Below are 22,949 nucleotides of genomic sequence, written 5' to 3'. Positions count from 1 at the left end.
TCAACTCCTTTTACAAGAAAAATAAATATATCCTATTTCTCTCTTATCAACAAAAACTATTGTCTTCATTAATTGATAATTAAAATGCGATTGATAAAAAAGCTGTATAGAGCTAAAATCTCTTATAAAACCTTCTTTAAGCTCAAGTCGCGAAAAATAAAACTTACCCTTAATATCGTCAAAAATTTTGGAAAGTAAAGATTTATTCAAAGAAACAAGGTGTTCTATAAAAGAATAATTGCTATTTTTTGAAATTATGGCTTGATTATCGCTAAAAGTAGCTTTATTTGTAATTTCATCTTCATTATATGGAATCCGTTTGACAATATTTTTTTCATATTCTGTTGCAAAAATTTTAATTTTCTCTTTTTTATTTTGGCATTTAAGGGTCAAGACAATATCTTCTAAATTTTGTGGTTTTTCCATAGTAAAGCAAAGGTTCTTGCGTGCAAGTTTATGAAACACTAAATCAAGCAACAAATCCCCCCCCCCCCCCCCAATACCACTAATATTGTCTAACAAAAAATCATAAATTGTTGTTCCATGCACATAATCACGCTCTGCCTTAAAAGCAAAATCACTATACAATGAGTTTTCAAGAAACATAATCATTCCTTTTAAGAGAAAAATAAATAAAACCAACACTTATTTGATTAATAAAAATTTCCGTTTTAACGATTTGAAATTCAAACCTAGAACAATATTTGAGTTGGATTTCTTGTATCTCACTTTCATTAATAATTTTATCTAATGTTAATCTTGATAGAAACCATTTGTAATCTTTAATCTCATCTTTGAATAATGTATTAAGCAATTCTTTATTCATTGCAATTACATATCTCACGACAGATATATCTTTTCCTATAAAATGATTTAAAAAGATATTATTCTGATTGATTATTGCAGTTTTTAAAATTTCTTCTTCATCATAAGAAATCCTCTCTTGAATGATTGGAGAATCCTCTTTATGGTAACCATAAAATTTATATTTTTTATCTCTATCTTCTAATTTCATAACAATCTTAATTTCTTTATCTTCTTGCTGCTTGTTAAGAAAAATAAGATTTTTTTGGATAATAGAACGATAAGTAAAATCAAGGTTTGTAGGGGCAGAAAAAATATGTAGGATTCTAGGTAAAAGTAATTCGTAAATTGTTCCGCCTTGAATATAATTGCGGTTGCCTAAATAATATAAATCATCTAATGAAATAGATTGAAGCTTATCCATTTTTGACCTTTATAAAATTACGAATATTTTTAGTATGATTGTAGGCAAAATTTCCAGAAATATCAGAATTTTCAGGGAAACTCTGCACCACAACACTTCCAATTCTAACTCTTGAATTTGAACCTATGCTTATCCCGTCTTTAATCGTTACAGAAGGACCTAAGATTACATTTTCTCCAAGTTTAGCACTGCCTCCTACTAAACAATTTCCAGACATACGAGTTGCTTTACCTATAATACAATTAGCAGCGATATTGCACAAAACGGCAATAGAAACAGAATCCTGTAAATCTGTAACTCCCCATATGGACTTGCTCACCACACTATTATCCATAATATGAACATCATTTGCTATCCTAACTCCCCCATAACGGCGAATCATTACTTTTTCATAACCATTATAGGCTAATTCTAACCCTTGAGCACCTATAACAACACCATTTCCAATATAAGAATTATCACCAATATAAGAATTAGCTGCAATATATGCATGAACTCCAACTTCAACATTATCACCCAAATAAACATTTTCATCAATATGTGCAGTAGAATGGATTTTGACATTACTACCACGATAGCCCTCCACACTATAAATGCGTTCTTTAAATCTTTCTCCATATTGATTATGAATTTTCCAAAAATAAAATCTAGGATTATCTGTAAGAAATATCGTAATTTCTCTTTTGATATAAGATTGCAATTCATAATAAATTTGCTCTGTTGTGAGAAGAATTATAATATTTGGATTGGCAACCGCTTTAAGAAAAAAAGCTTTATTTTCTGCATAGCTCATCGTATTTGACTCCACAGATTCAACACCATCTAGACATTCTATTCCCCATTGCTCTATGGTGATTTTATTCATATTCAAATGTGAAACCATTTTTTATTCTCCTAAATTTGCATTATACTTATGTGCCTAAAAGACTATCCAAGATAGCACGACTACCAAAAGGCGAATTCCCTTGATATTGTTTTAGCAAATTATAATCTTTAAAATAACTCCTAGCACTTTCATAACGATTTAAAGATTCTGTATTCAAAAAGATATGGATAGGGTGGAATCCAAACATAAAATAGCCATTACTCTTAATACTACAAATATCAATTCTTTTTTCATACATACAAGCTACATCATCTGCCCAATGATAAGGGCAACGAATCAATTTATCCCAATTAGAATAAGGCTTCAAAAAGCCCCCCCCCCCCGCACTATTATAGGTCATCATTGGAACTAAAATATTGCTCTCATGTGTAATGCCTAATCTTTTAGCTTCACTCAAGATTCTACTAGAAATTCCAAGACAATGACTTCTCATTGTTTTAGCTTCAGGAACAATATTTAAATAATATTCTAAAACCTTAGCATAATGATTGCCATAACGAAAATCTCCCTCTAGCAAAGGATTAAAATTAGGATGTATGCCAAGCTCAAAATTAGGATTTTCTCTCAACCTATCAAGCAAAGGAGTTTGATGCGTAACAAACCAAGTTACTTTAACATTAGCTTGCTCTAAAATATTAATGCAATATTCTAGCACTGCATCGCTTGCCCAATCAATATCAAAAGTTAAGAAAGTTTTTTTAAAAGAATGCGGTATAGAAGGATTAATCTCACTTACTAATCCAAAATCCATAACTATCACTCTCCCCATAATAAAACATTTTAGCGCGGTATTATATCAAGAATTTCTTAATAAAAATACTCACCATAAAAGCGTAATCTCAAAAATCTTTAAGTTTCCTAAGTTTCCTTATAGGAACTCCTGCATAAACACAATAAGGCTCTGTATCTTTATTAACTAACGCACCAGCTCCTATAATACTACCCTCTGCGATTCTAACACCACCCAAAATAATAGCATTTGCGCCAACCCAAACATCAGATTCCAAAATTACAGGCTTAGAAAAAATACAACTCTCAACACTCTTTAAATCCTTTAAAAGACTATTATTAGGATTAGAATCCGCAATTATACTGATATTTGTAGCAAGCGCACATCTATCCCCTATGACAACTAAAGGCTCATAATTATCGCTAATAATCAATCCCCTATTAATAACTACCCCCCCCCCCGATAGAAACATTGCTCAACCGAAAGAAAAGTTTTCTTACTCTATTATCTGGGTGTTCAGAGCCCAAATAACGCAATAACTTCATTGGCAAATCCTTAACCATATCTTTTATCTCTTCAATAGAGTAAGCCTCCCAATTAAACATAATTTCTTGTATTAGCGCTACTTTATTCATTATTTTCCTTTATTAATAATTGAGAATCTAAGGGATTAAAAAATTTTATCCTCTTACAATCTAAAGTCAAAGAAGGTGTAAAACCCAAAGAAGAATTTACATTAAAACCCTCCAACACTTTAAAATCTTCTCCTAAAGATACTTTGGAAACAAAATCCAAATATAAAACTGCTTGATTAATAAATAATCTATGCGTATAATCGCTTAAATCACTATCACTTCTCTTTAAAGCACATCTTGCTACGATTCCACCACAATCTACTTCTTTTGTTACATAATGAATCGTAGCTCCATAAACTTTATCATGGCTTTCAAAAGAATCTTTTATGGCACTTAATCCAATATATTTTGGGAGCAATGAGGGATGGGTATTGAACATTTTTTTATTATCTTCTCCAAAATACTCCAACAACTCATACTTTAAGATTCTATTGCAGCTCAAAAATACATATTCCACTTCATATTTTAATAACCACTCTAAAGCGTCTTTTTCAAAATCTTTTGAATCAAACACTTCACAAGGAATCAAATCTTTAAAATCCCTAATAACGCCACAATTTCTATCAGAAAATAATAAGATTCTATCAACTCTTTCTAATAAATCCTTATTATGATAAATAAATTTAAAAAACGAACCATTGCCTGTGCAAAAAAATGCAATATTCATAGAATCCTCCTAATTAAAATTAAATTATCCATTTGTTAAATATTTAAAGGGTAGCACATAAAAATAAGGATATTCTGCTAATAATTCTTCTTTAGTAGCATTTAAAATATCTTTTTCATTAAGCAATATATAATAGTAATAGCTCTTATCTTGAGCTCCAAATTTAGATTTGAACTTATAGACTCCATCTAACGAAACCCAAGTTCCACCGAAATTCCACCATTTATAACCCTTATCATAAGCATCATTCATCGCTTTAAAGATAATCAAGGGTAATGCTTGAAATGTGCGATATTCACTAAGCAATGCTGGTGTATAATATTCTACAACATTACCATAATAAAAACATAAAAGCGCAGCAATAGCTTTTCCTTGAAGCTCTGCTACATAAAGTTTATATTCTTCTCTTTCACAGAACTTTGGAATATTCTCAAAAAAATGCTTTTGCTTAGGGATTCCATTAATGCTTGTTATATTTTCAAAATGTGTTTGATACAGAAATTCAAAATCATTGCTTAGCTTAACATCAACACCGCTTCTAAGAGCTTTAGCGATATTTCTTCTCGCACTAGGAGCAAAGCTTTTAAAAAGCATTTCTTCTTTTAGCAATGGAGTGATTTGCCCAATCCTGCTATCCATAAAATCATAGGGCAAAGCTTGAGATATTGTATTATCCAAAAAAGGATTAGTGATATAAGTAGCACTTGCAAAATCTCTTGAGTATTGATTATAAGCTTCTAAAAGTCTATCTTTTGCTTCCATTTGACTTGCCAAAATTCCTCCATTGCTCCCATAAAATGGCAAAGAATTCAAAACTTCTCCATATTTACCTTCCTTTATCATCAAAGGAAGAATCCCATAAACTCTATCTTTATCAGTCGCGATTAAATAATAAGATTTACATTTTAAAGTTTCCTCTAACAATCTTTTAAAAGAAAGGGAGTAATACATCATAGCGCAATCACAACGATTTAAAAATTCATTGTATTGCAAAGTCAGTGTAGAATCTAAGAGGCTAATTTGCATATTAGCCCCCTATTTTTAGCAGTTAAAGAGGTATTATTTACCCCCCCCCCCCCGCAGGGAGATGAATTGGATTTAGCCAATCACTCACATCAAAATTAACAAGTTTTGATAAATCTTCAATATCCTTATAGAAAATATCTTGAAGCAAATTGACGCAATTTTCAGGAATTACTTCCTTGATATTTTTGATATTATTTTTTAATTGCTCATATTTTTCTTTATCTTCTGCTTTAGTGATTAACTCTTCTTCTCTGCGAACAGAATTCATTAATTGTGAAAAAGTCGTATCTCCAAAATATGCTCTAAGCTCTTTTTGTAATTTCGCATTAACCACACTCAAACTTGTATGGCTAGGAGCAAAAGAGGGAACAAAATCTTTTTCTTTTAAGCCCAAAAATTCATAAATCTTAAGCAAAGGAGAAAAATTAGCGTTAGAAAGTGATTCAGATTTAATACATAAAATCTGCTCTTTGGGGAAAAATTCTAAAAATTCTTTAAGCTGTTTAGCGTAAAATCCCCTACCCGTATAATCATAAGGAGCAATTTCTCTCCAAATCCCTTGAGATTCTTTTATTCTTTGCTCTTCTTGTGTGATAGCTTCTTTAAAACTTAATTCTTCCAATCCTTGCAGACAAGTAAAACGATAATTCGCCCAAGTTCTTTGTATAGGATTTCTAAGCATAAAGATAAATTTCATCTTAGGAAAATCTTTTGCGATTCTTTGTGCGACTTTTTTACCGCCATACAAATATGAGCTTGAACGCTCTCCTATTACAATTTTATCGCTAGGCACATCATCAAAATATTGCTTTAAATACCAATCCAATCCTTTGGCATATTCCCAACTTTTATAATAATAATGTGGCTCTGGGATTCTTTGTTGTGGTAAATAAATTTCAGAATGTTGGATAAGAAGTTCATAGAGATAGCTCGTCCCACCTGCGGCTGTCCCTCCGATAATAAAATTTGGAGTTCTCATGCTACCCTCCTATGCCACTTTTTTAGAAGTGGTTTGGAGTGGAGCAAAAAAGCGACTAAATCGCCCCCCCCCCCCCGCAGGGTTGTCAAAACTAGGATTATTAGGAATCCTAGAATCAATATAAGCTTTTTCTATGATTAATCTTTTGCCGTCGCGCGTTTTAATAAACGCTCCGGGATAAGGGAAGCTTTGAGCGCGGATAAAATTATAAAGATCTTCTGCACTTAGATTTAAGTCAATCTCGCCATCTTCAGGATTCCTTGGTGGATAATATTTTGTTTCTCCTTTTTGTTCCGTAAAGACAATAGGTTTGCAAAACAAATCTAAACTCATTTGTATCGCGATTTTTTCTGCTTTTTTCAACACTTCATTAATACTATCTTTAAAATCAATGACAAAACTCTCTTGACTAATAATATCCCCACAATCCATTTCTTCATTCATTTTAAAAAGCGTAACGCCACTTTCTCTCTCTCCCTTTATCATAGCCCATACCAAAGGAGCACTACCAGCGTATTTCGGCAAAAGAGAATTATGAAAGCCAAAAGCCCCCATTTTGCTCAAAGTATAAATTTGATAAGGAATCTTGTAATACCAATTTGCAACTAGAAAAAAATCAACCTCATATTCTTGAATCTTGTCTTTATAAGATAAAAGCGTGTTTGTTGGGCTTTCTACCCAATAAAAAGGTATATTATATTCTCTAGCCAAAGAAGAAAAGTCAAAAAAATTACAATTTTTGACTTTCTCTTGCGCATAAGAAATAGAAAAATATTCTGGGATAGAAAAAATGGCTTTGGGTAAATAACCCTTTTGTAAAAGATTTTCTAAAATAGCTTTACTAAAATGCGTAGTTCCAAAAAAGATATAAGACAACCGCTTCACGCTACCCTCCTATGCGACAAGAGGGTAAGCTTGATAGGATATTCTAAATACCCCCCCCCCCCCGCAGGGTTATTATTATTTTGATTCATAATTCCTCCAATAATTCTTGCTGGACACCCAGCGACTTTTGTATAAGGTGGGACATCTTTATTTACAAAACTACACGCCCCAACAACTGCCCCTTTCCCAATCCTAACACCCATACTTATCACAGAGTTTGGACCAACATAGCAATAATCCTCTATAATCACAGGTGAAAACTCAAGAGGTTCTTTACCTCCTTGATTAGACCACTGCACACTATTATGTGTATAAATCTGCACTCCAGCAGAGATAGAGCAAAACTTACCAATCCTTAACCCACCGCCACCATCAAGAATGCAAAAAGGACCAATAAAAGTATTTTCTCCTACTTCCACATCACCAAAAACATAAACACTATCATAGCAATTACTTCTTTCTCCCCATTTCAAATAATTTGCTTTTTCCCAACGATCATTGAGATATTCATTAAAGGGTAAAACTCTATTATATTCTAACTTTTTATTATCTCTTAATTGAGAAAAAAGATGAGATATTTTTCTTTTTAGTTTTATGATATTTTTCTTTTTCATTATTTAAGCCAAAAACTTTTTTATAATTTTAGAGATATATTCTACATCAACCCCTTGATAGCAAGGAAGTGTCAAAGTAGAATCCTCCAAAAATTTTGCATTTTTTTGAATGTCTTTGTATTTACTCTTACAAAAGCTTGTTCCACTCAAACAATAAGTTCCCAATGTGCTTTCTACACCATTTTCATATAAATAAGCTATCAAGTCATTCCTACAAATATTTTCAGGAACAACAAAAACCATAGATTGGACATTAAAAACCACTTCTTGCCCAATTTTTTGCTCTTGGAATCCTAGAGGTTTTAAATATTGAATATACATTTCTCTAATTTGGTTTCTTTCTTGAATAATTTTATCTAGTTTTTTTAGTTGCTTGATACCCATAACCGCTTGTAATTCAGGAAGTCTATAATTATAGCCAAAATCTACAAAATCAAGTTTTCCTTGGCGGCAAACTGCTCCATGGTTTAATTTAATCTCAAAAAACTTCTCAAAACATTTATGATTAAAAACGACTGCCCCTCCCTCTCCTGTTGTTAAAAGCTTACGAGGATGGAAACTAAAACAACCCAAATCTCCAAAAGCACCAGCTTTTATGCCAAACTCACTACTGCCGATTGCACAAGCGGCATCTTCTATCAATGGAATCTTATAGTGTTTGCAGATTTCTTGAATACTTGAAATTCCACTAGGATTCCCTAGTGCATGCACAAAAATAACTGCTTTTGTTTTATTGGATATTTTCTTTTCAAGTTCTTCTGGCAGCATATTAAAGGTAGATAGACAAACATCTGCAAAGATAGGCTTAATATTTAAATCCTCTAAAACATTTGAAGTAGCTGGAAATGAAAAGTCTGAAACAATCACTTCATCTTGACTTTGAAGATTCAATGCTTTAAGACAAATACTCAAAGCAGTGGTTGCCGATGTTGTCGCATAGGAATATTGAACATTTAAAAATTCACGCAAATCTTGCATAAATTGCTGAATATAATTACCTTTTGTTAGCCAACCTGAATCAAAAATCTTTTCAAAATCCTCTCTAACTTCTTCAAAGCTAATATAAGGTTGGATAAGTTTTATCATCTTATAAATCCTTTATACCATTGTATGCTTTTCTTAAGCCCCTCATCAAATGGAGTTAATTGATAATCAATCAATGATTTAATTTTAGCATTGCTAGCATTATGACACTCCACATCAGAATTTCTAGCAGGCTTTTCTAAAATATTTCCTTGATAGTCCATAAATTCTGCTATCTTATGGATAACTTTTCTGATAGAAATTTGTCCATCTGTTGAAATATTAATACTTTCTCCTTTGGACATTACAGGATACACTTTAATAATCGCATCAACCGTATCTTCAACATAAATAAAATCTCTACTTTGCAAACCTGTTCCATGAATTTCTGGCTGCAGTCCCTTTAGGATTCTATAAATAGTAATTGGAATCACGCCCGCTAAATAACCTTTATAATTTTGCCTTGGTCCATAATTATTAAAAGGACGCACAATAAAAGAGTCCAAGCCAAACATAGAAACCCAGGATTTTAGTGCTATATCTGCGGCTGCTTTACCTGCGGCATAGGTCGTTGTGGGATTAATAGGGTGCTGCTCGTCCATTGGTTCATAAACTGCACTTCCATAAACTTCTGAAGTTGAAAAATGCACAAGAGTTTTAAACAAACATTTTCTTTGTGCTTCTAAAAGATTAAGTATTATATTGCTATTGACACTAAAACTATTTTTTGGATTCATAAAAGAATAATTAAGAGCCTTTGTTGCACAATTAAAGACAATATCTATTTTGTGCCGTTCAAAAATATATTCTACAGAAGAAGCAATTTCCATATCATCTTTATAAAGAATAATTCCTTTCCCAATAGCAGATTGTAAATTCTCCTCACTACCCAAAAAAAAATTATCCACTACAATAATTTGCTTAGCTTCTTCTTTCAAAAGCCTATCAACCAAATGACTACCGATAAAACCAGCTCCTCCTGTAACTAAAACTACACTTCCTTGAATCGGTATTCTAATATGCTGTTTCATTGTGGTGCTTTTTAATTTGAGATTGAATATCACAGGCAATTTCCATAGCCTTTAATGCGTCTTGTGCCGTAGCAAAATCTGTTTGATTTCCTCTGCACAATTCAACAAAATCTATCAATTCTAAAAAGAGTGCTTCTCTAGGTTTCACATCAATTGTCTCTGTCTTAGAAACAATGGATACATTTTCAAGATATTGCTCCAAAGATTGCTTATTTACAAAAACTTCTTTGCTTAAAAGATTGCAATCTATATACATGTTATCGCAAGTAGCACTAATTTTTCTCATGCGCTTTTCTGTAATACGACTAGCAGTTATAGTAGAAAAAACTCCATTTTTATGAGTTATAATGGCTCTTGCAAACTCTATCATATTGTTTTGGTAACAACCATAAGCATAAACCTGTTTAACATCTCCATTTAAGCTTAAAGCCAAATCAATATCATGAATCATCAAATCTAAAACAACATCAACATCTGTAATGCGACTACTAATCTTATTGGTTCTTGTGAAATCCATATTTATAATAGTATTACTATTATCAATAGCTTTTTTTAGAGCCGTTACTGCGGGACTATAACGTTCTATAAAACCTACCTGCAATGAAATATTATGCTGACTAACATAATGAGCAATCTTTTGTGTCATTTCTAAAGTATGTGCTAAAGGTTTTTCAATAAAAATATTTTTAACAAGAGGAGCAATTTTGAAAAAATACTCGCCATGCGTAAAAGTAGGTGTTACAATAATAACACCATCTACTTTTTTTAAATCTTCATCAAGATTATTAGACAAAGGAACTTGATATTGTGTGGCAATATTTCTAGCGGCATCTGTTGCAATGTCATAAATGAAACATATTTCAACATATTTCAACATAGACAAAATACGCAAATGATTCTGCCCCATTCTACCGATACCCAACAAACCAATTTTAATACTTTTGTTATTCATTTGGTTTAGTTTCCACTTTATTGCCCATTTTATCAATGTAACTATAATGTCTAGCGGGATTCCCCATTACAAGACTATAATCTTCCACATTTTTCGTTACTACACTTCCTGCAGCCACCATTGCATATTTGCCAATAGTAATCCCACACACAATCGTAGCATTAGCCCCAATGCTTGCACCCTCTTTAATAAGAGTTGGGACAATCTCCCAATTTTCATTAAAGGCTCTCGGGACTTTATCATTTGTAAAAGAAGCATTTGGTCCCACAAAGACATCATTTTCTAGCGTAACGCCTTGGAATACAGAAACTCCATTTTGAATCTTACATCTATCACCAATTTGAACATTTTCCGCAATATACACATCTTTAGAAATTATACATTTTTGCCCAATGTGGGCAAACTCCCTAATTTGAGCATTTTGCCAAATTTTAGTTTCTGCCCCTATTTGCGCTCCTTTTGCAACATTTGCTGTTGGATGAATAAAAACCATTTGTAAATAAACCTTCCTTGCATCAATAATTTTATTATTCCACAAAATCACTTAAAAAATGCAAAACAAACAACTTGCGATTCTACTTTCTTTCATTTGATAATAAATTTTTATAAAATTTTATCCTGCTTCATTTTTGATACAATGTTATTTTGATACATCCAAGAAAGAATATTATTAGGTATATTTTCTAATTCTTTTGGTATTCTAAAATGAGATTCGGATATTGTTTTTTTAATTATAACATAATTATTTTCAACCGAAATTTGATTTTTTGATTCAAATGCAATTTGATACAAATCACAACTACAACACAACTTCATAACATCTTCATCCTTATTAGCCATTAAAGAATGTTGGTAGGATAATACTTCGCAGATAGAATGCTCTCGCAAAGAAAAGGCATCCAGTTTTGGTTTTATATATTTATAGCGATTAGCAAAACCGCAACATGAAACGAGATTCCCATCTATTAATATTACTAGATTATTATATGCGCCACATAAACCATGGATATATTCTTTTCTTTCTATAGGCATAATTGTTAATTCTTTGTTTTCTTCTGTGTGCAACTCAATCCCAAAAGTCATTGAGCGAATATTTTGCATTTTATAAAAAGAAAAGACTGCATCTTTTTCCCCTCTATTTGGCTTTTGTTGGGTAAAATGCACTTGCACATAAATACCCGCCTCTGTTGCAAGAATAGGAGCTGAAATTGCAGTTTGATAATCTTTCTCTTTTGAGCTCCTTACTTTTGCATAAGTTTCTTGATTAATAGAATCTATAGAGAATATTAGCTCATCAAAACCAATATCTTTTAGTTTTGCAATCACTTCTTTAGTAACAAAAGATCCATTAGTGGTAGCACTAATTTTTAATCCCTTTTGTTTGATATAGCGACTGATTTCCTCCCAATAAGGATAAATAAAAAACTCTGCTGATGGAGACATTGCGACCATATTAGCTCCATAATCAACAATCTTATCAATACATTTCTTTGCTTCATCTAATGGCATATTTTGAGGTTTTAAGCTTGGATTATCTTTAAAATATTTCCCCTCATAGCCACTTCCATGAAATGGACACATTGGACATACATAATTACATTTTGTTGTTATTTGTAAATAAACTACCCGTGGCTTTATATGTCCTACCAAATAAAGTGCGATTTTCTCTATCAATTCTTTAGATAAGAATAATGGCGGCTTTCCATGATAATTATTTCTTTCTTCCCAATACCCTGATGATTCAATCAGATGTGCATAAGGATAGCTAAAAATCCCCCCCCCCCCCCGCAGAAGTGGTGGAAGCAGAATCTTGCTCACCCAATAAATCACTTTTATTATAGTTTTCGCTTGTTACACAAAAAGAAAGTCCCTCTTCTCTCCATTGTTGAAAGAGTGGTTGTAAAATTGATGGTGTCATTTATACCTCACTTATTTTTATATTATTTGCTTCTCCATAATATTATGTCTAAGAATAACAAATATTTATCAATAATCAATATAGATAGCAATCTTCTCTTCCTTAAAATTTTAAGACTTAAAAATATCGGCAGAATACTAACAAAACTTAAATTAAAACAAACAAAAATTCTAAAAACATTTATTTTAGGGATTTCACTAAACAAATTTAAAAAGTGGAACACCATTTGCTTTACACCTTGCAAATTCAAATTTTTGCAAAGGATGCACAATGAGTTATAGGATATACACCAACGTTAATGCGTTAAATGCGCATACTTCAGGAATTGTGAATAACCGCAATATGGCAAATTCACTTGAAAAGCTAAGTTCAGGGCTTAGAATCAATAAAGCAGCTGATGATGCTTCTGGTATGGCGATTGCCGATAGCTTACGCTCTCAAGCCGCAGCTCTTGGACAAGCAACAAGAAATGCTAATGATGCAATTGGTATCATTCAAACTGCTGATAAAGCAATGGATGAGCAAATCAAAATCTTAGACACAATCAAAACAAAAGCAGTTCAAGCCGCACAAGATGGGCAAACCAAAACTACAAGAAATGCTCTCCAAAGCGATATTTTACGCCTTATGGAAGAGCTTGATAATATTGCAAATACAACAAGCTTCAATGGTCAGCAAATGCTCTCTGGTGCTTTTACAAACAAAGAATTCCAAATTGGTGCATATTCTAACACCACCGTTAAAGCTTCTATCCAACCAACAAACTCTCATAAAATCGGACATGTTCGCTATGAAACAGCTGGGGATTTATTGCCAAGTGCTGGTGCTACAAACTTAAGCGAAGTTACACTTAAATTCTTAAATACAGATGGAACAAATAATTATGCTATTGAATCTGTGAAAATTTCAACTTCAGCGGGAACAGGAATTGGAGCATTAGCAGAAGCAATTAATAAAAACTCTGATACATTAGGAGTGCGTGCAACCTATAATGTTATGGGACAAGGTTCTGCACCTATTGCCTCTGGAACAATTCGTGGCTTAGTGATTAATGGAATCTCAATTGGTGATATTAATGATGTGCAAAGAAATGATTATGACGGAAGATTAATCAATGCAATCAATGCACAAAAGGAGCGCACAGGTGTGCAAGCATCGCTTAGTATTTCTGGTGCATTACAACTTACAAGCACAGATGGACGTGCGATTTCTCTTCATGTTGCAGATGGTTCAGAAATTATGACTGGAAAAAATTCTGCTGGAGCAATTGTGCCCGGAAGTTCATTTGATGGTATTTCAGGAACTGCACATGCGATTGTTGGACGCTTAACACTAATCCGACTAAATGCAAGAGATATTCTAGTCTCTGGTATCAATTTCTCTCAAGTTGGCTTGCACTCAGCAGCAGCTTTCCAAGGAGGAACTGGGTTAGCACAATACACTGTAAATCTAAGAAGCGTTAATGGCGAATTTGGCGCAAACATTGCATCGGCAATTGGAGCAAATGCAAATGGTGCAGTTGCTAAAGTTAATTCTAATGGAATTGGGGCTGGAGTTACAAGCTTAACAGGTGCAATGGCAGTTATGGATATGGCACAATCTGCACAAGAACATTTAGATAGAATCCGTGCAGACTTAGGTTCTGTGCAACAACAACTTGTTGCAACAATCAACAATATCACTGTAACGCAAGTTAATGTTAAATCTGCGGAATCTCAAATCCGTGATACAGACTTTGCAGAAGAATCTGCTACATTCTCCAAAACAAATATTCTTGCACAATCAGGAAGTTTTGCAATGGCACAAGCAAATCAAGTGCAACAAAACATTCTTAAACTTCTTCAATAATTTAAGCCCTTTTTTGGGGCTTTTTACCTAAAATATTTCATAATCGCATATTTTTAAGGATACATTATGCAAAATCAAGAATCCCTAAACCCTCGTTTTGATAGAAATATAGAAGCTCTTGCAAAAGTCAATCCCCTACTTGTAGCACAGCTTAAAATACTAGAAGTCAATAAAAAATACGAAGTCTATATCGGCAAAGACCCTCTTAATATCAATATTTATGATAAGGAAAATAAAGTTTCTCTTTATCAAAAAAGTCCTTTAGAAGAAACAACCGAAAAAATTGAAGAATTTGAACCTTTTAAACTCTATCCCTTTTTCTACTTTTTTGGTTTTGGAAATGGTATCTTTTATAGAATCTTACTCAATCAAAACAAATCCATTAAAAAACTTTTTGTCTTTGAACCAGAGTTAGAGCTAATCTATATTGCATTAAATTTTGCAGATTTTTCTGAAGAAATTGCAAGCAAAAAACTTCTAATTTTTTGGACACCTACAACAGATTTTGGAGGGCTTGATGAGTTTTTAGTTGCAGAGGGACAATGGATTTACTCACGCATTTATAGCCTACATCTACTCAATAACTATTATGGACGTTATAGTGAGGAATGTTTAAAAATAAATGGAATCTTAACACGCAGTTTAGAACACCATATCATTTCTGTTGGGAACGATTCCAAAGACGCACTCATCGGGCTAGAACACCATTTACAAAATCTCCCAGAAATGATTACCACACCTTCTTTTCTTAATTTAATTAACAATGCAAAAACAACAGACACTGCTGTAATCGTCTCTACAGGACCTTCGCTTTATAAACAGCTTCCATTGCTTAAAAAACATGCGGATAAAATCACAATTTTTAGCGTAGATGCTTCTTTTCCGATTCTTGTTAAACACGGAATCAAACCCGATGTTGTCGTAACATTAGAGCGTGTAGAACCCACTGCGGATTTTTATATCAAAACACCACAAGACGCACAAAAAGGAATCATTTTTGCAATCACAAGTATCGTGCATAAAGCGACAACAAATGCAATTACGCAAGGCACAAAAAGCTTTAGTATGCGCCCATTTGGCTATACAAGATTCTTTGACTTAAAAGAATATGGCTATGCAGGAATCGGAATGAGTGCGGCAAATATGGCATACGAACTTATTGTGCATAGCAGATTTAAAACTTGTATTTTCATAGGGCAAGATTTGGCATTTTCTGCTGATGGTAAAACACACTCCAAAGACGCAATTTTTGGTGAAAAAGAGGCTCAATACAAACCCAAAGACAATGTTTTAGAAAAAATTTTAGTGCCAGCTTATGGCGGAGAAGGTGTTGTTGAAACAACCAAAATTTGGAGAATGTTTTTGAATTTCTTTGAAAAAGATATTACTGAAACTCCTTATCCACTAGAAGTCATAAACTCCACAGAAGGTGGTGCTAGAATCGCAGGAACAAAAGAGATTCCATTCCAAGAAATCTTAGAATCTCTGCCAAAGGTGAAAAAATCTCCTATCAAGCTCACACCACCCACTAAAGAACAAATTGCTACAAACAAAAAACACATTGAAAAAAAAGTCAAAGAGTTTTTAGACTATGGCTATAAAAGAAAAAAAGAAGTAGAAAAGCTTTTCTTAAAAGTTGTCAAAATGACAGAAGAGCTAGAAAGGCTAAACCACCAAAACAAGCTAGAGAAAATCAATTTTGCCAAAATGGACAAACTTATGGACGAAATTGATGATATTAAAAATTTCTTTTTAGAAGATACTTTTATCAAAGTTTTCATTGATGCAGTGCAATCTTATATCGTGCATCAAGAATTAGAATTTGCTAAAATTGTCGTGCGTCCGATTAAAAGTATCACTGACAAACAAGTTAAGCAAATTGACTGGCTCTATTCTCATAAATTTTGGCTCTTTTCTCTAGCTGGAGGAATGGACGCGACTTTAGAAATCGCTAAACGCGCAGCTAAAACATGGATGAAGATTCCTAAAAAATACGACCAAAATTCAAATCAAGAAGCAAAAAGCACCCAAAATTCAAATCAAAAATAAGGAGAATTTATGCAATTAGTTTATGCCCCAAGCTTTAGAGAATCGCAAGATGTTTTACATGCAAATGTGCTTTGCTCTTATGATATTTCTGTGCTAGAAAATTTAGTTTGCACAAATAATGGGGGGGGGGGGGCATAATGTAATTTTCTATTTGCAAAACCCGCAAACTCCAAAATCCTATCATAAAGTCATTTTAGATTCTTTAAAATCTTACCCCATAACCCCGATTAAATCCCTATCCAAAGCCAAAGATTGTGATTGTCTCATCACAGATACTTCCGCACTTGCACTTTTGTTTAATCTGCAATTTCAAACCATTAATTTTAAAACACACAAGGAGTTTTGGCAGAATCTGCGCGAGAAAAATATTTACAATATCGGTTCATCATCTGAAGCAATCAAAGAGGAAATTGATAAGATTCTTAAAGGCAAGCAATGAAAGCAATCATTTTATGTGCCGGAAAAGGCACACGCTTGCAACCCTTAACACTGAATAAACCTAAACCACTTTTAGAGATTAAGGGCAAAAGTTTGCTAGAAAATATGATTTTGCATTTAAGAAAATGTGGCGTAGAAGAAATTATCGTTGTTACAGGATATAAACATCATCTTTTTGACCCTTTGGCAGAAAAGTTAAAGTTTGAAAAAATAGTCTTTGAAAATTACGCTTCTACAAACTCTGCTGCATCGTTAAAATCTGTGCAAGATTCCATTACAAAAGGCACTTTTATCCTAAATGGAGATTTGTTTTTAACAAACACTTTTCAAGATTCTTTTGAAACACAAATCAAATGGGGTGCTTCACAATTTCTAGCACAAAAGATTCTCAACCAAACGCCATCTTGGGGATACATCACAGATGAAAATTGCAAACTTTTAGATATTGACACTAATGCAACAAGTGGCTATGGAGATGGAATCGCATTTTTTGATAATGCGCAAGATTTGGACATTATAAAAGATTCTCTTGCAAAATGTGATGATACAGAGTATTGGGAAACCTGTATTTTAAAATCTATGGATAAAATTGACTTTTATGTTTTTGGGCTAGATTCCTTATATACCGAGATTGATTCCTTTAATGACGCGCTTATATCTAAACTTATCACTCCAGAAGAGATTGCCAAACAATGCTCTGATGACAATACAGCCCAAAGACTCTTTAGCGTTACAAATATCAACTATAAAATCAAATTTTTAGGAGAAGATAAGGTTATTAGGATTCCGCGCAACCACAGAGAAGAAGTGATTGATACCAAATTAGAGCAGCAAATCACTAAACTTTTAGGAGAACATATCGCGCCACAATCTGAATTTTATCCAAGCGATATTAAACTCACTGCTTACTTGCAAGGCTACCAACCTTTAACAAAGAAACAGCTAAACTTTTCTACTTTAGAAAAAATTGTCAATGCAATTCAAACTTTACACAGCTTTAAACACAAAGATTATTCCAACTTTCCAAAAATCCTTTTAAACGATGAGATTAAAAACTACGAATCCCTAGCTAAGATTCCACTTCTTAGCAAACAAGAGCATAAATTCATCACGCAAATTGCAAAAGAAGCGGACTCAAAAGAGCTTGTGCTATGTCATAGAGATTTGCAGCTTCCAAATATTCTTTATAACGCGCAGGATTCCACAATCAAACTCATTGATTTTGAGTTTGCAAGCTTTTGTTCTCCTATTTGGGAGTTTGGAAATTTAGCAGGAGAGTTAGAGCTAAATAAAGAGCAAATTTGTCATCTCTTAAGCTTTTATCCAAATATTACCTACAAAGAGATTCTACATGGTAAGCTAATTTCTAGCTATGTTTGGGCGTTATGGAGTTGGTATTATGATTGTATCACTTTAGGGCGGGAATATCTTATGCGCCTCTCTAGCACGCTTAAGGAGCTTCAATGCAGTTAATGGGGCATTTTCTAGCCTTTGCTAGTGTGTTTTTTTGGTCTAGTCTTTATGTTTGTGTAAAAATTCTTTTAGAAGTTTTTAGCCCACTTGAGCTTTTATTTTTACAATTTATAATCGGCTATTGTTTCTTGCTTCTTGTGCGTCCAAAATTTTTAAAATCCACTCTTAAAGAAGAGATTTACTTGATTCTAGCTGGACTTAGCGGAATCACTATTTATAATCTCTTTTTAAATCTTTCAATGGATATTTCTAAAGCTTCAAATGTCAGCGTTATTATCGCAACCGCTCCACTTTTTACCGCATTGTTTGCAGCCTTTTTTAAGATTGAAAAACTTTCTTTTGTCTTTTTTATAGCTTTTGTGTTGTGTATGAGCGGAATCGTGCTTTTAAGCTATGAAGAAGGTGGATTTTCTTTTAATCCATTAGGCGACGGATTAGCACTTTTATCTGCACTTGGTTGGGCAGCTTACTCGCTTTTGATTCTTAAAATTCTACAAAAGACAAACCAGCTTATCCTAGTTACGCGGCGTATTATCTTTTATGGAATCTTAGGAATGTTGCCTAGCTTTTTATTTTTAGAATTTTCACCAAATCTAGCACTTTTATTAGAACCAAAAATTGCTTTAAATCTACTCTTTTTATCGCTTTTTGCTTCAGGATTATGCTTTTTATTATGGAATCGCGCAACGCTACTTATTGGGGCAGTAAAAACTAATGTCTATGTCTATTTAACTCCCCTTATAACTATTATCACTTCTTTATTTGTCTTAGATGAAAAACTCTCTTATATAGCTCTTTTTGGTGCATTTTTAACCTTATGTGGAGTAATTCTAGCAGAATCCAAATACTCAAAACATTCATAGAGAGAAATACTAAAGCTATCTTGACAAACACTAAGTATAATGCTCTATAATGGCAGTTTTACTTCTTAAGGAAAAATTATGCAAGATGACGGATACGCAACAGAGCTAGAATATGTTGATGATTTTAATAGCGCGCTCAATCCTTTGTGGATAGATTTTTGTTTAGATATTGCAGGAATCAAAACGTACAAAAGAAGCGAGGATTCTAATTTTTGCTACCTTGAACTTGGCTTTGGAATGGGAAATAGCTTCGCCTTGCATGCAAGCGGAAGTGAGGGAGAGTTTATCGGCAATGACTTTATATCCGCGCATTGTGAGCACGCGTTAAAATTTCTAAATGCTTCTAAGCCCAACGCAAAAGCTTATCAAGAGAGTTTTAAGCAAATCAAAGAAAAAGCTTTAAGAGAGAATCTTAAGTTTGATTATATTGTGCTACACGGAGTTTGGAGCTGGATTAGTCAAGAAAATCAAACAATTATTTTAGAAATCATTGCGCATTGCTTACACCAAAATGGAGTGCTATTCATTAGCTACAATTGCTTTCCGGGTTGGGAGGGCAAATACTCTATGCGGCATTTGCTAAAACTCCTAGAATCGCACGCAAATGGCAATCAAAAAGAACGCATACAAACAAGTCTCGCATATGCGCAAAAATTCTTTGCTTCTGATTCTTTGTATGCAAAAGAAAATCCGCGCACGCAAGAGGTTAGAAAAGAGCTGCAAACACGCGAGATTAACTATTTATGCCACGAGTTTTTCAACAAAGATTGGCATTGCTTGTTTTTTAGCCAAATGGCAGACCTTATGCGCTCTGTGCAATGCGAGTTTGCATGTAGCGCAAAACTGATGTGGCACTTTGACCCTTTGACTTTTAACACGCAACAAAACGAACTTTTAGCAAGCACTAAAGATTCTATCTTACAAGAACAATTCAAAGATTTCTTTTTAAACGAATCTTTTAGAATGGATATTTTTGTCAAAAACAACAAAGAATCCGCGCAAGAAGAATGTAACCAAAGGCTTTTGCGCACTTCCTTTGTGCTACTAAAACCACCCTTTGGATTCCAAAGTGCCGCAGAATCGCCACAAGAGTTTCAAGCCTTTTGCCAAAAGATTTTAGAGTTTTTTGCCAAAGATTCCTACCAACCAAAGAGTCTTCAAAGTTTGGTGGAATCGTTTGGCGTTGGAATGGAAGTTTTATTGCCGATTCTGTGTGCAATGATTACACAAGGCTTTTTACACCCAACCAAACCAACCACCCCAAAAACCCTAGCGCAAACCAAAGCACACAATGCGATACTTTTCTCACAACCTAAACAAAAAGGCACAAGAAGATTCCTTGCTTCTGCGCTAATTGGTGGTGGCTTTTATTTAGACGAAGCGATTTGGACTTGCCTAAAAGCCTACACACAAGGAATCTTAGATAAAGATTCTTTATTAGAATTTGTAAAAGCCGAGATTCCAACTCTTTCAAATGCAGCTTTAGAGAATTACATCGGACAATTTTTACAAACAAAAGCACTTTATCAAAGGCTTGGGGTTTTGGATTAGTCGCATTTAGAATCTTTAAGATTTTCAAATAACCTTTTTTAAAGACTTTTTAATTAAAACAATGCTCAAAACCACGCATAAACATTCCGCGACAACAGCGGTTAAGAAAATGCCCTTTAACCCCCAAAAATAAGAAAGAGCAAAGATTCCAGCTAAAGGAATCAAAAGGTTTTGAGATAAGCTTAAAATCAGAGAAAAAGTAGGCTTGTTAATCGCAGTTAGAAGCGAACTTGTGGAGATGTTAAACCAAGTAATGAGATAATTAAACGCATACAAAAAAAGCGCAAAAGAAGCAAGTTGCAGCAAACTTCCATCATTTTCTTTGGCAAAAAATTGCACAAGATTATCGCCAAAAGCCATACAAACCGCAAAAACAAGCATACAAAATACAAAAGCTGCCGCAAAGGTGTGAAAAATCAAGGATTTAAGCCTTTCTGCATCTTTTCTTGCATAGTTAAAACTAATAGCAGGTTGGATTCCTTCATTTAAACTCATCAAAAGCAAAATCACAAAACTATCAATATATGAAATAATACTAAAAGCCGCTATACCCACAGCACCAGAAATTTTAAGCAAAATGGCATTTGCAAAAAGTGCGTAAGTAGAGCCTGAAATATTGCCAAAAAACTCGCTACTGCCATTATAAAAAATATTTAGCAGAATCTTAAAATGAAATAAGACTTTAGAAAATTTTAACTTTATAGGCATAAACAAAAACGGAAACAATCCAAAAAGTGTCGCAAGGCTAAAGCCTATACAAGTCGCAAGCGCAGCAGAATAAAGCCCTAAACCAAACTCCACAATAAAAAGATAATCCAAAAAAATATTTACAAAAGCCAAAATCACATTCATAAGCATACTATAAATATTTTTCTCACAAATTCTTAGATAATTATCAAGCGCAAAATATAGCGAAATAAAAGGCATAAAATACAAAAACACTCTACTAAATTCAAGCGATAATTCTTTAAGGCTTTCTTCTGCATTCACAAACCCCAAAAGAAAGGGAGTTATAAAATAAAAAAGCGCACTCATCAATAAAGCAATCGTAAAAATAACAAGTAAAGAAGTGCTAAAAATAATCCTAGCTTCTTTGATTTTGCCCTTACCAAGTCGCATAGATACTTGCACTCCAGCACCCACTGCCACCATATCGCTAAGCGCAAAAGACATCATAATAAAGGGCATCACAAGCCCCATAGCAGCAAGGGCTTGTGCGCCTAAAAACTTCCCAACAAAAATCCCATCAACAATATAATAAAAAGAGAGCAAAACCGCCCCAACCATATTTGGCAACGCACAACGCAATAGCAAATACAAGGGGGATTTAAGATAAAGATTTGTCATGGATTTTCTCGTATTTTTAGGATTCTGTGTTTTAGAAGCTTGCAACCGTCTATGCTTCTTTTGAATGTGGGAATTATAGCATATCAAACAAACCACACAAACCCCTTGACAGACACTAAGTGTCATGCTTTATAATGCTAAGATAGTCAATAAAACTATGGAATGATTTTTGCTTTATATCTCGTATCTTAAATTTTAAGGAGTTAAAATGACAAAAAAGTTCTTTAGTCTTGCATTGGCAAGTGTTTTAAGCTGTGGAATCGCATTTGGTGCGGAGGGTTATACCACAGAGGGGAAAGAAAAGGTTACAAGAAATGGAATGAGCTTCTATGTAGAATCTAATTCTCCAAACAAAGAAAAAATTTTAAATGGGGAATTTGATAATATGCTAGAGACAATAAAAAAGAATAATGGGGAAGATAAACAAGATAAGATAACAAAAGCAGCAGCTCCTGCTGTAAGCAAGGTTTATATTTTATCAGTTTGCTCTTCTGATGTTGGATATTGTGAGGATATTAATGAGGGTCAAACAAGCACAAATTTAAATCATGGAGGAAATCCATTTTTTGTATGGACACAAGTTAATGGTTATGGAGGTAGCAACACAGATAGTGCAACATTCTCAGGTAATCAAGCTAGTATGCTAGATTGCATAGGTATAGAAGGCGACAACAGGGTCATTATAGGCTGGTTAGAACAATGGGATATTACTAAACCAGCCAATACTAATGGCACATTTACCTATACTGCGCGCTCTATTAATGTTGGTCCTACAATGAGCACAAGCATTTATATTAAGTAGGCTT

Annotated in this window: 26 protein-coding genes; 8 read left to right on the top strand and 18 right to left on the bottom strand. The window is 33.5% G+C overall.

The genetic code is table 11. The features are described 5' to 3' along the window. The 17 genes from LS70_RS03380 to LS70_RS09920 all read right to left on the bottom strand — a co-directional run bounded on the left by LS70_RS03380 (window position 1) and on the right by LS70_RS09920 (window position 12,574). The gene (locus LS70_RS03380) at window positions 1-606 is read right to left on the bottom strand and encodes a hypothetical protein (protein ID WP_138109329.1); all 606 of its coding nucleotides are present in this window, start codon (window positions 604-606) and stop codon (window positions 1-3) included. Continuing rightward, window positions 596-1,228 carry a hypothetical protein gene (locus LS70_RS03375; protein WP_034288157.1) on the bottom strand — a complete coding sequence of 211 codons (633 nt, stop codon included), beginning with the start codon at window positions 1,226-1,228 and terminating at the stop codon, window positions 596-598. Before LS70_RS03375 ends, LS70_RS03380 begins: the two co-directional genes overlap by 11 nt. Further along, window positions 1,221-2,111 carry a hypothetical protein gene (locus tag LS70_RS03370; RefSeq protein WP_034288160.1) on the bottom strand — a complete coding sequence of 297 codons (891 nt, stop codon included), beginning with the start codon at window positions 2,109-2,111 and terminating at the stop codon, window positions 1,221-1,223. The genes LS70_RS03375 and LS70_RS03370 overlap by 8 nt, the downstream gene beginning before the upstream one ends. Window positions 2,112-2,139: 28 nt before the next feature. Further along, on the bottom strand, window positions 2,140-2,865 hold the full coding sequence (locus tag LS70_RS03365) for a polysaccharide deacetylase WbmS family protein (RefSeq protein WP_138109328.1): 726 nt from the start codon (window positions 2,863-2,865) through the stop codon (window positions 2,140-2,142). 88 nt (window positions 2,866-2,953) lie between these two features. Then, the gene (locus tag LS70_RS03360; protein WP_138109327.1) at window positions 2,954-3,316 is read right to left on the bottom strand and encodes an acyltransferase; all 363 of its coding nucleotides are present in this window, start codon (window positions 3,314-3,316) and stop codon (window positions 2,954-2,956) included. Next, window positions 3,285-3,479 carry a hypothetical protein gene (locus LS70_RS03355; RefSeq protein ID WP_138109326.1) on the bottom strand — a complete coding sequence of 65 codons (195 nt, stop codon included), beginning with the start codon at window positions 3,477-3,479 and terminating at the stop codon, window positions 3,285-3,287. Before LS70_RS03355 ends, LS70_RS03360 begins: the two co-directional genes overlap by 32 nt. After that, window positions 3,472-4,146: a formyltransferase family protein gene (locus LS70_RS03350; RefSeq protein ID WP_034291431.1), complete on the bottom strand. Its 675-nt coding sequence runs from the start codon at window positions 4,144-4,146 to the stop codon at window positions 3,472-3,474. Before LS70_RS03350 ends, LS70_RS03355 begins: the two co-directional genes overlap by 8 nt. A 24-nt stretch (window positions 4,147-4,170) precedes the next feature. Further along, the gene (locus LS70_RS03345; protein ID WP_034291434.1) at window positions 4,171-5,172 is read right to left on the bottom strand and encodes a peptidoglycan bridge formation glycyltransferase FemA/FemB family protein; all 1,002 of its coding nucleotides are present in this window, start codon (window positions 5,170-5,172) and stop codon (window positions 4,171-4,173) included. Window positions 5,173-5,209: 37 nt separating this feature from the next. Then, window positions 5,210-6,151, bottom strand: a complete 942-nt coding sequence (locus LS70_RS03340; RefSeq protein ID WP_138109325.1) for a sulfotransferase domain-containing protein — start codon at window positions 6,149-6,151, stop codon at window positions 5,210-5,212. Between the two features lie 9 nt (window positions 6,152-6,160). Then, complete coding sequence (locus LS70_RS03335; protein WP_138109324.1) at window positions 6,161-7,036, bottom strand: methionyl-tRNA formyltransferase; 876 nt, start codon at window positions 7,034-7,036, stop codon at window positions 6,161-6,163. Then, complete coding sequence (locus tag LS70_RS03330) at window positions 7,033-7,650, bottom strand: acyltransferase (protein WP_138109323.1); 618 nt, start codon at window positions 7,648-7,650, stop codon at window positions 7,033-7,035. Before LS70_RS03330 ends, LS70_RS03335 begins: the two co-directional genes overlap by 4 nt. Before the next feature lie 3 nt (window positions 7,651-7,653). Continuing rightward, window positions 7,654-8,736, bottom strand: a complete 1,083-nt coding sequence (locus LS70_RS03325) for a DegT/DnrJ/EryC1/StrS family aminotransferase (protein ID WP_034287329.1) — start codon at window positions 8,734-8,736, stop codon at window positions 7,654-7,656. Then, on the bottom strand, window positions 8,733-9,704 hold the full coding sequence (locus tag LS70_RS03320) for an NAD-dependent epimerase/dehydratase family protein (RefSeq protein WP_034287327.1): 972 nt from the start codon (window positions 9,702-9,704) through the stop codon (window positions 8,733-8,735). Before LS70_RS03320 ends, LS70_RS03325 begins: the two co-directional genes overlap by 4 nt. After that, entirely contained in the window at window positions 9,688-10,656 is a 969-nt protein-coding gene (locus tag LS70_RS03315; protein WP_034287325.1) for a Gfo/Idh/MocA family protein, read from the bottom strand. Before LS70_RS03315 ends, LS70_RS03320 begins: the two co-directional genes overlap by 17 nt. After that, a complete protein-coding gene (locus tag LS70_RS03310; RefSeq protein WP_034287323.1) occupies window positions 10,649-11,149 on the bottom strand; it encodes an acyltransferase in 501 nt (166 codons plus the stop codon). The genes LS70_RS03315 and LS70_RS03310 overlap by 8 nt, the downstream gene beginning before the upstream one ends. A gap of 110 nt (window positions 11,150-11,259) precedes the next feature. Continuing rightward, window positions 11,260-12,330: a radical SAM protein gene (locus tag LS70_RS03305; protein ID WP_034287320.1), complete on the bottom strand. Its 1,071-nt coding sequence runs from the start codon at window positions 12,328-12,330 to the stop codon at window positions 11,260-11,262. A gap of 91 nt (window positions 12,331-12,421) precedes the next feature. After that, window positions 12,422-12,574: a hypothetical protein gene (locus LS70_RS09920; protein ID WP_161594700.1), complete on the bottom strand. Its 153-nt coding sequence runs from the start codon at window positions 12,572-12,574 to the stop codon at window positions 12,422-12,424. Window positions 12,575-12,844: 270 nt separating this feature from the next. Here LS70_RS09920 and LS70_RS03300 point away from each other — a divergent pair, with 270 nt between their 5' ends. From LS70_RS03300 to LS70_RS03275, 7 genes are all read left to right on the top strand, one after another. Continuing rightward, window positions 12,845-14,422: a flagellin B gene (locus tag LS70_RS03300; protein ID WP_034291330.1), complete on the top strand. Its 1,578-nt coding sequence runs from the start codon at window positions 12,845-12,847 to the stop codon at window positions 14,420-14,422. Between the two features lie 66 nt (window positions 14,423-14,488). Beyond that, window positions 14,489-16,471 carry a motility associated factor glycosyltransferase family protein gene (locus LS70_RS03295; protein ID WP_034291332.1) on the top strand — a complete coding sequence of 661 codons (1,983 nt, stop codon included), beginning with the start codon at window positions 14,489-14,491 and terminating at the stop codon, window positions 16,469-16,471. A gap of 9 nt (window positions 16,472-16,480) precedes the next feature. Next, window positions 16,481-16,609, top strand: coding sequence for a hypothetical protein (locus tag LS70_RS10295; RefSeq protein WP_268902939.1), 129 nt, complete (start codon window positions 16,481-16,483; stop codon window positions 16,607-16,609). Further along, entirely contained in the window at window positions 16,590-16,910 is a 321-nt protein-coding gene (locus tag LS70_RS03290) for a hypothetical protein (protein ID WP_161594699.1), read from the top strand. Before LS70_RS10295 ends, LS70_RS03290 begins: the two co-directional genes overlap by 20 nt. Further along, on the top strand, window positions 16,907-18,382 hold the full coding sequence (locus tag LS70_RS03285; RefSeq protein ID WP_034291240.1) for a sugar phosphate nucleotidyltransferase: 1,476 nt from the start codon (window positions 16,907-16,909) through the stop codon (window positions 18,380-18,382). The genes LS70_RS03290 and LS70_RS03285 overlap by 4 nt, the downstream gene beginning before the upstream one ends. After that, window positions 18,373-19,245: a DMT family transporter gene (locus LS70_RS03280; protein ID WP_034291238.1), complete on the top strand. Its 873-nt coding sequence runs from the start codon at window positions 18,373-18,375 to the stop codon at window positions 19,243-19,245. Before LS70_RS03285 ends, LS70_RS03280 begins: the two co-directional genes overlap by 10 nt. A 78-nt stretch (window positions 19,246-19,323) precedes the next feature. Beyond that, entirely contained in the window at window positions 19,324-20,796 is a 1,473-nt protein-coding gene (locus tag LS70_RS03275) for a methyltransferase regulatory domain-containing protein (protein ID WP_034291236.1), read from the top strand. A gap of 24 nt (window positions 20,797-20,820) precedes the next feature. On the opposite strand, the gene LS70_RS03270 is transcribed toward LS70_RS03275, so the two are convergent. Next, complete coding sequence (locus LS70_RS03270; protein WP_034291244.1) at window positions 20,821-22,143, bottom strand: MATE family efflux transporter; 1,323 nt, start codon at window positions 22,141-22,143, stop codon at window positions 20,821-20,823. A gap of 208 nt (window positions 22,144-22,351) precedes the next feature. Between LS70_RS03270 and LS70_RS03265 the strand changes: the two genes are divergently transcribed. After that, window positions 22,352-22,945: a DUF4879 domain-containing protein gene (locus LS70_RS03265; protein ID WP_034291234.1), complete on the top strand. Its 594-nt coding sequence runs from the start codon at window positions 22,352-22,354 to the stop codon at window positions 22,943-22,945. The last annotated feature ends 4 nt before the right edge of the window (window positions 22,946-22,949 follow it).

Source organism: Helicobacter sp. MIT 11-5569 (assembly GCF_000765695.2).
Taxonomy (GTDB): domain Bacteria; phylum Campylobacterota; class Campylobacteria; order Campylobacterales; family Helicobacteraceae; genus Helicobacter_D.
The sequence above is the reverse complement of the archived record's forward strand: the minus strand, read 5'-3'. Positions and strand labels throughout refer to the sequence as shown.

Coding starts and splice junctions, on each gene's coding strand:
- LS70_RS03360 (WP_138109327.1), bottom strand. CDS start 3,316: ATGTTTCTATCGGGGGGGGGGGTAGTTATTAATAGGGGATTGATTATT.
- LS70_RS03275 (WP_034291236.1), top strand. CDS start 19,324: ATGCAAGATGACGGATACGCAACAGAGCTAGAATATGTTGATGATTTT.
- LS70_RS03365 (WP_138109328.1), bottom strand. CDS start 2,865: ATGGATTTTGGATTAGTAAGTGAGATTAATCCTTCTATACCGCATTCT.
- LS70_RS03280 (WP_034291238.1), top strand. CDS start 18,373: ATGCAGTTAATGGGGCATTTTCTAGCCTTTGCTAGTGTGTTTTTTTGG.
- LS70_RS03355 (WP_138109326.1), bottom strand. CDS start 3,479: ATGAATAAAGTAGCGCTAATACAAGAAATTATGTTTAATTGGGAGGCT.
- LS70_RS09920 (WP_161594700.1), bottom strand. CDS start 12,574: ATGACACCATCAATTTTACAACCACTCTTTCAACAATGGAGAGAAGAG.
- LS70_RS03290 (WP_161594699.1), top strand. CDS start 16,590: ATGGGGGGGGGGGGGCATAATGTAATTTTCTATTTGCAAAACCCGCAA.
- LS70_RS03325 (WP_034287329.1), bottom strand. CDS start 8,736: ATGATAAAACTTATCCAACCTTATATTAGCTTTGAAGAAGTTAGAGAG.
- LS70_RS03345 (WP_034291434.1), bottom strand. CDS start 5,172: ATGCAAATTAGCCTCTTAGATTCTACACTGACTTTGCAATACAATGAA.
- LS70_RS03380 (WP_138109329.1), bottom strand. CDS start 606: ATGTTTCTTGAAAACTCATTGTATAGTGATTTTGCTTTTAAGGCAGAG.
- LS70_RS03370 (WP_034288160.1), bottom strand. CDS start 2,111: ATGGTTTCACATTTGAATATGAATAAAATCACCATAGAGCAATGGGGA.
- LS70_RS03270 (WP_034291244.1), bottom strand. CDS start 22,143: ATGACAAATCTTTATCTTAAATCCCCCTTGTATTTGCTATTGCGTTGT.
- LS70_RS03350 (WP_034291431.1), bottom strand. CDS start 4,146: ATGAATATTGCATTTTTTTGCACAGGCAATGGTTCGTTTTTTAAATTT.
- LS70_RS03265 (WP_034291234.1), top strand. CDS start 22,352: ATGACAAAAAAGTTCTTTAGTCTTGCATTGGCAAGTGTTTTAAGCTGT.
- LS70_RS03375 (WP_034288157.1), bottom strand. CDS start 1,228: ATGGATAAGCTTCAATCTATTTCATTAGATGATTTATATTATTTAGGC.
- LS70_RS03340 (WP_138109325.1), bottom strand. CDS start 6,151: ATGAGAACTCCAAATTTTATTATCGGAGGGACAGCCGCAGGTGGGACG.
- LS70_RS03330 (WP_138109323.1), bottom strand. CDS start 7,650: ATGAAAAAGAAAAATATCATAAAACTAAAAAGAAAAATATCTCATCTT.
- LS70_RS10295 (WP_268902939.1), top strand. CDS start 16,481: ATGCAATTAGTTTATGCCCCAAGCTTTAGAGAATCGCAAGATGTTTTA.
- LS70_RS03285 (WP_034291240.1), top strand. CDS start 16,907: ATGAAAGCAATCATTTTATGTGCCGGAAAAGGCACACGCTTGCAACCC.
- LS70_RS03310 (WP_034287323.1), bottom strand. CDS start 11,149: ATGGTTTTTATTCATCCAACAGCAAATGTTGCAAAAGGAGCGCAAATA.
- LS70_RS03300 (WP_034291330.1), top strand. CDS start 12,845: ATGAGTTATAGGATATACACCAACGTTAATGCGTTAAATGCGCATACT.
- LS70_RS03320 (WP_034287327.1), bottom strand. CDS start 9,704: ATGAAACAGCATATTAGAATACCGATTCAAGGAAGTGTAGTTTTAGTT.
- LS70_RS03315 (WP_034287325.1), bottom strand. CDS start 10,656: ATGAATAACAAAAGTATTAAAATTGGTTTGTTGGGTATCGGTAGAATG.
- LS70_RS03295 (WP_034291332.1), top strand. CDS start 14,489: ATGCAAAATCAAGAATCCCTAAACCCTCGTTTTGATAGAAATATAGAA.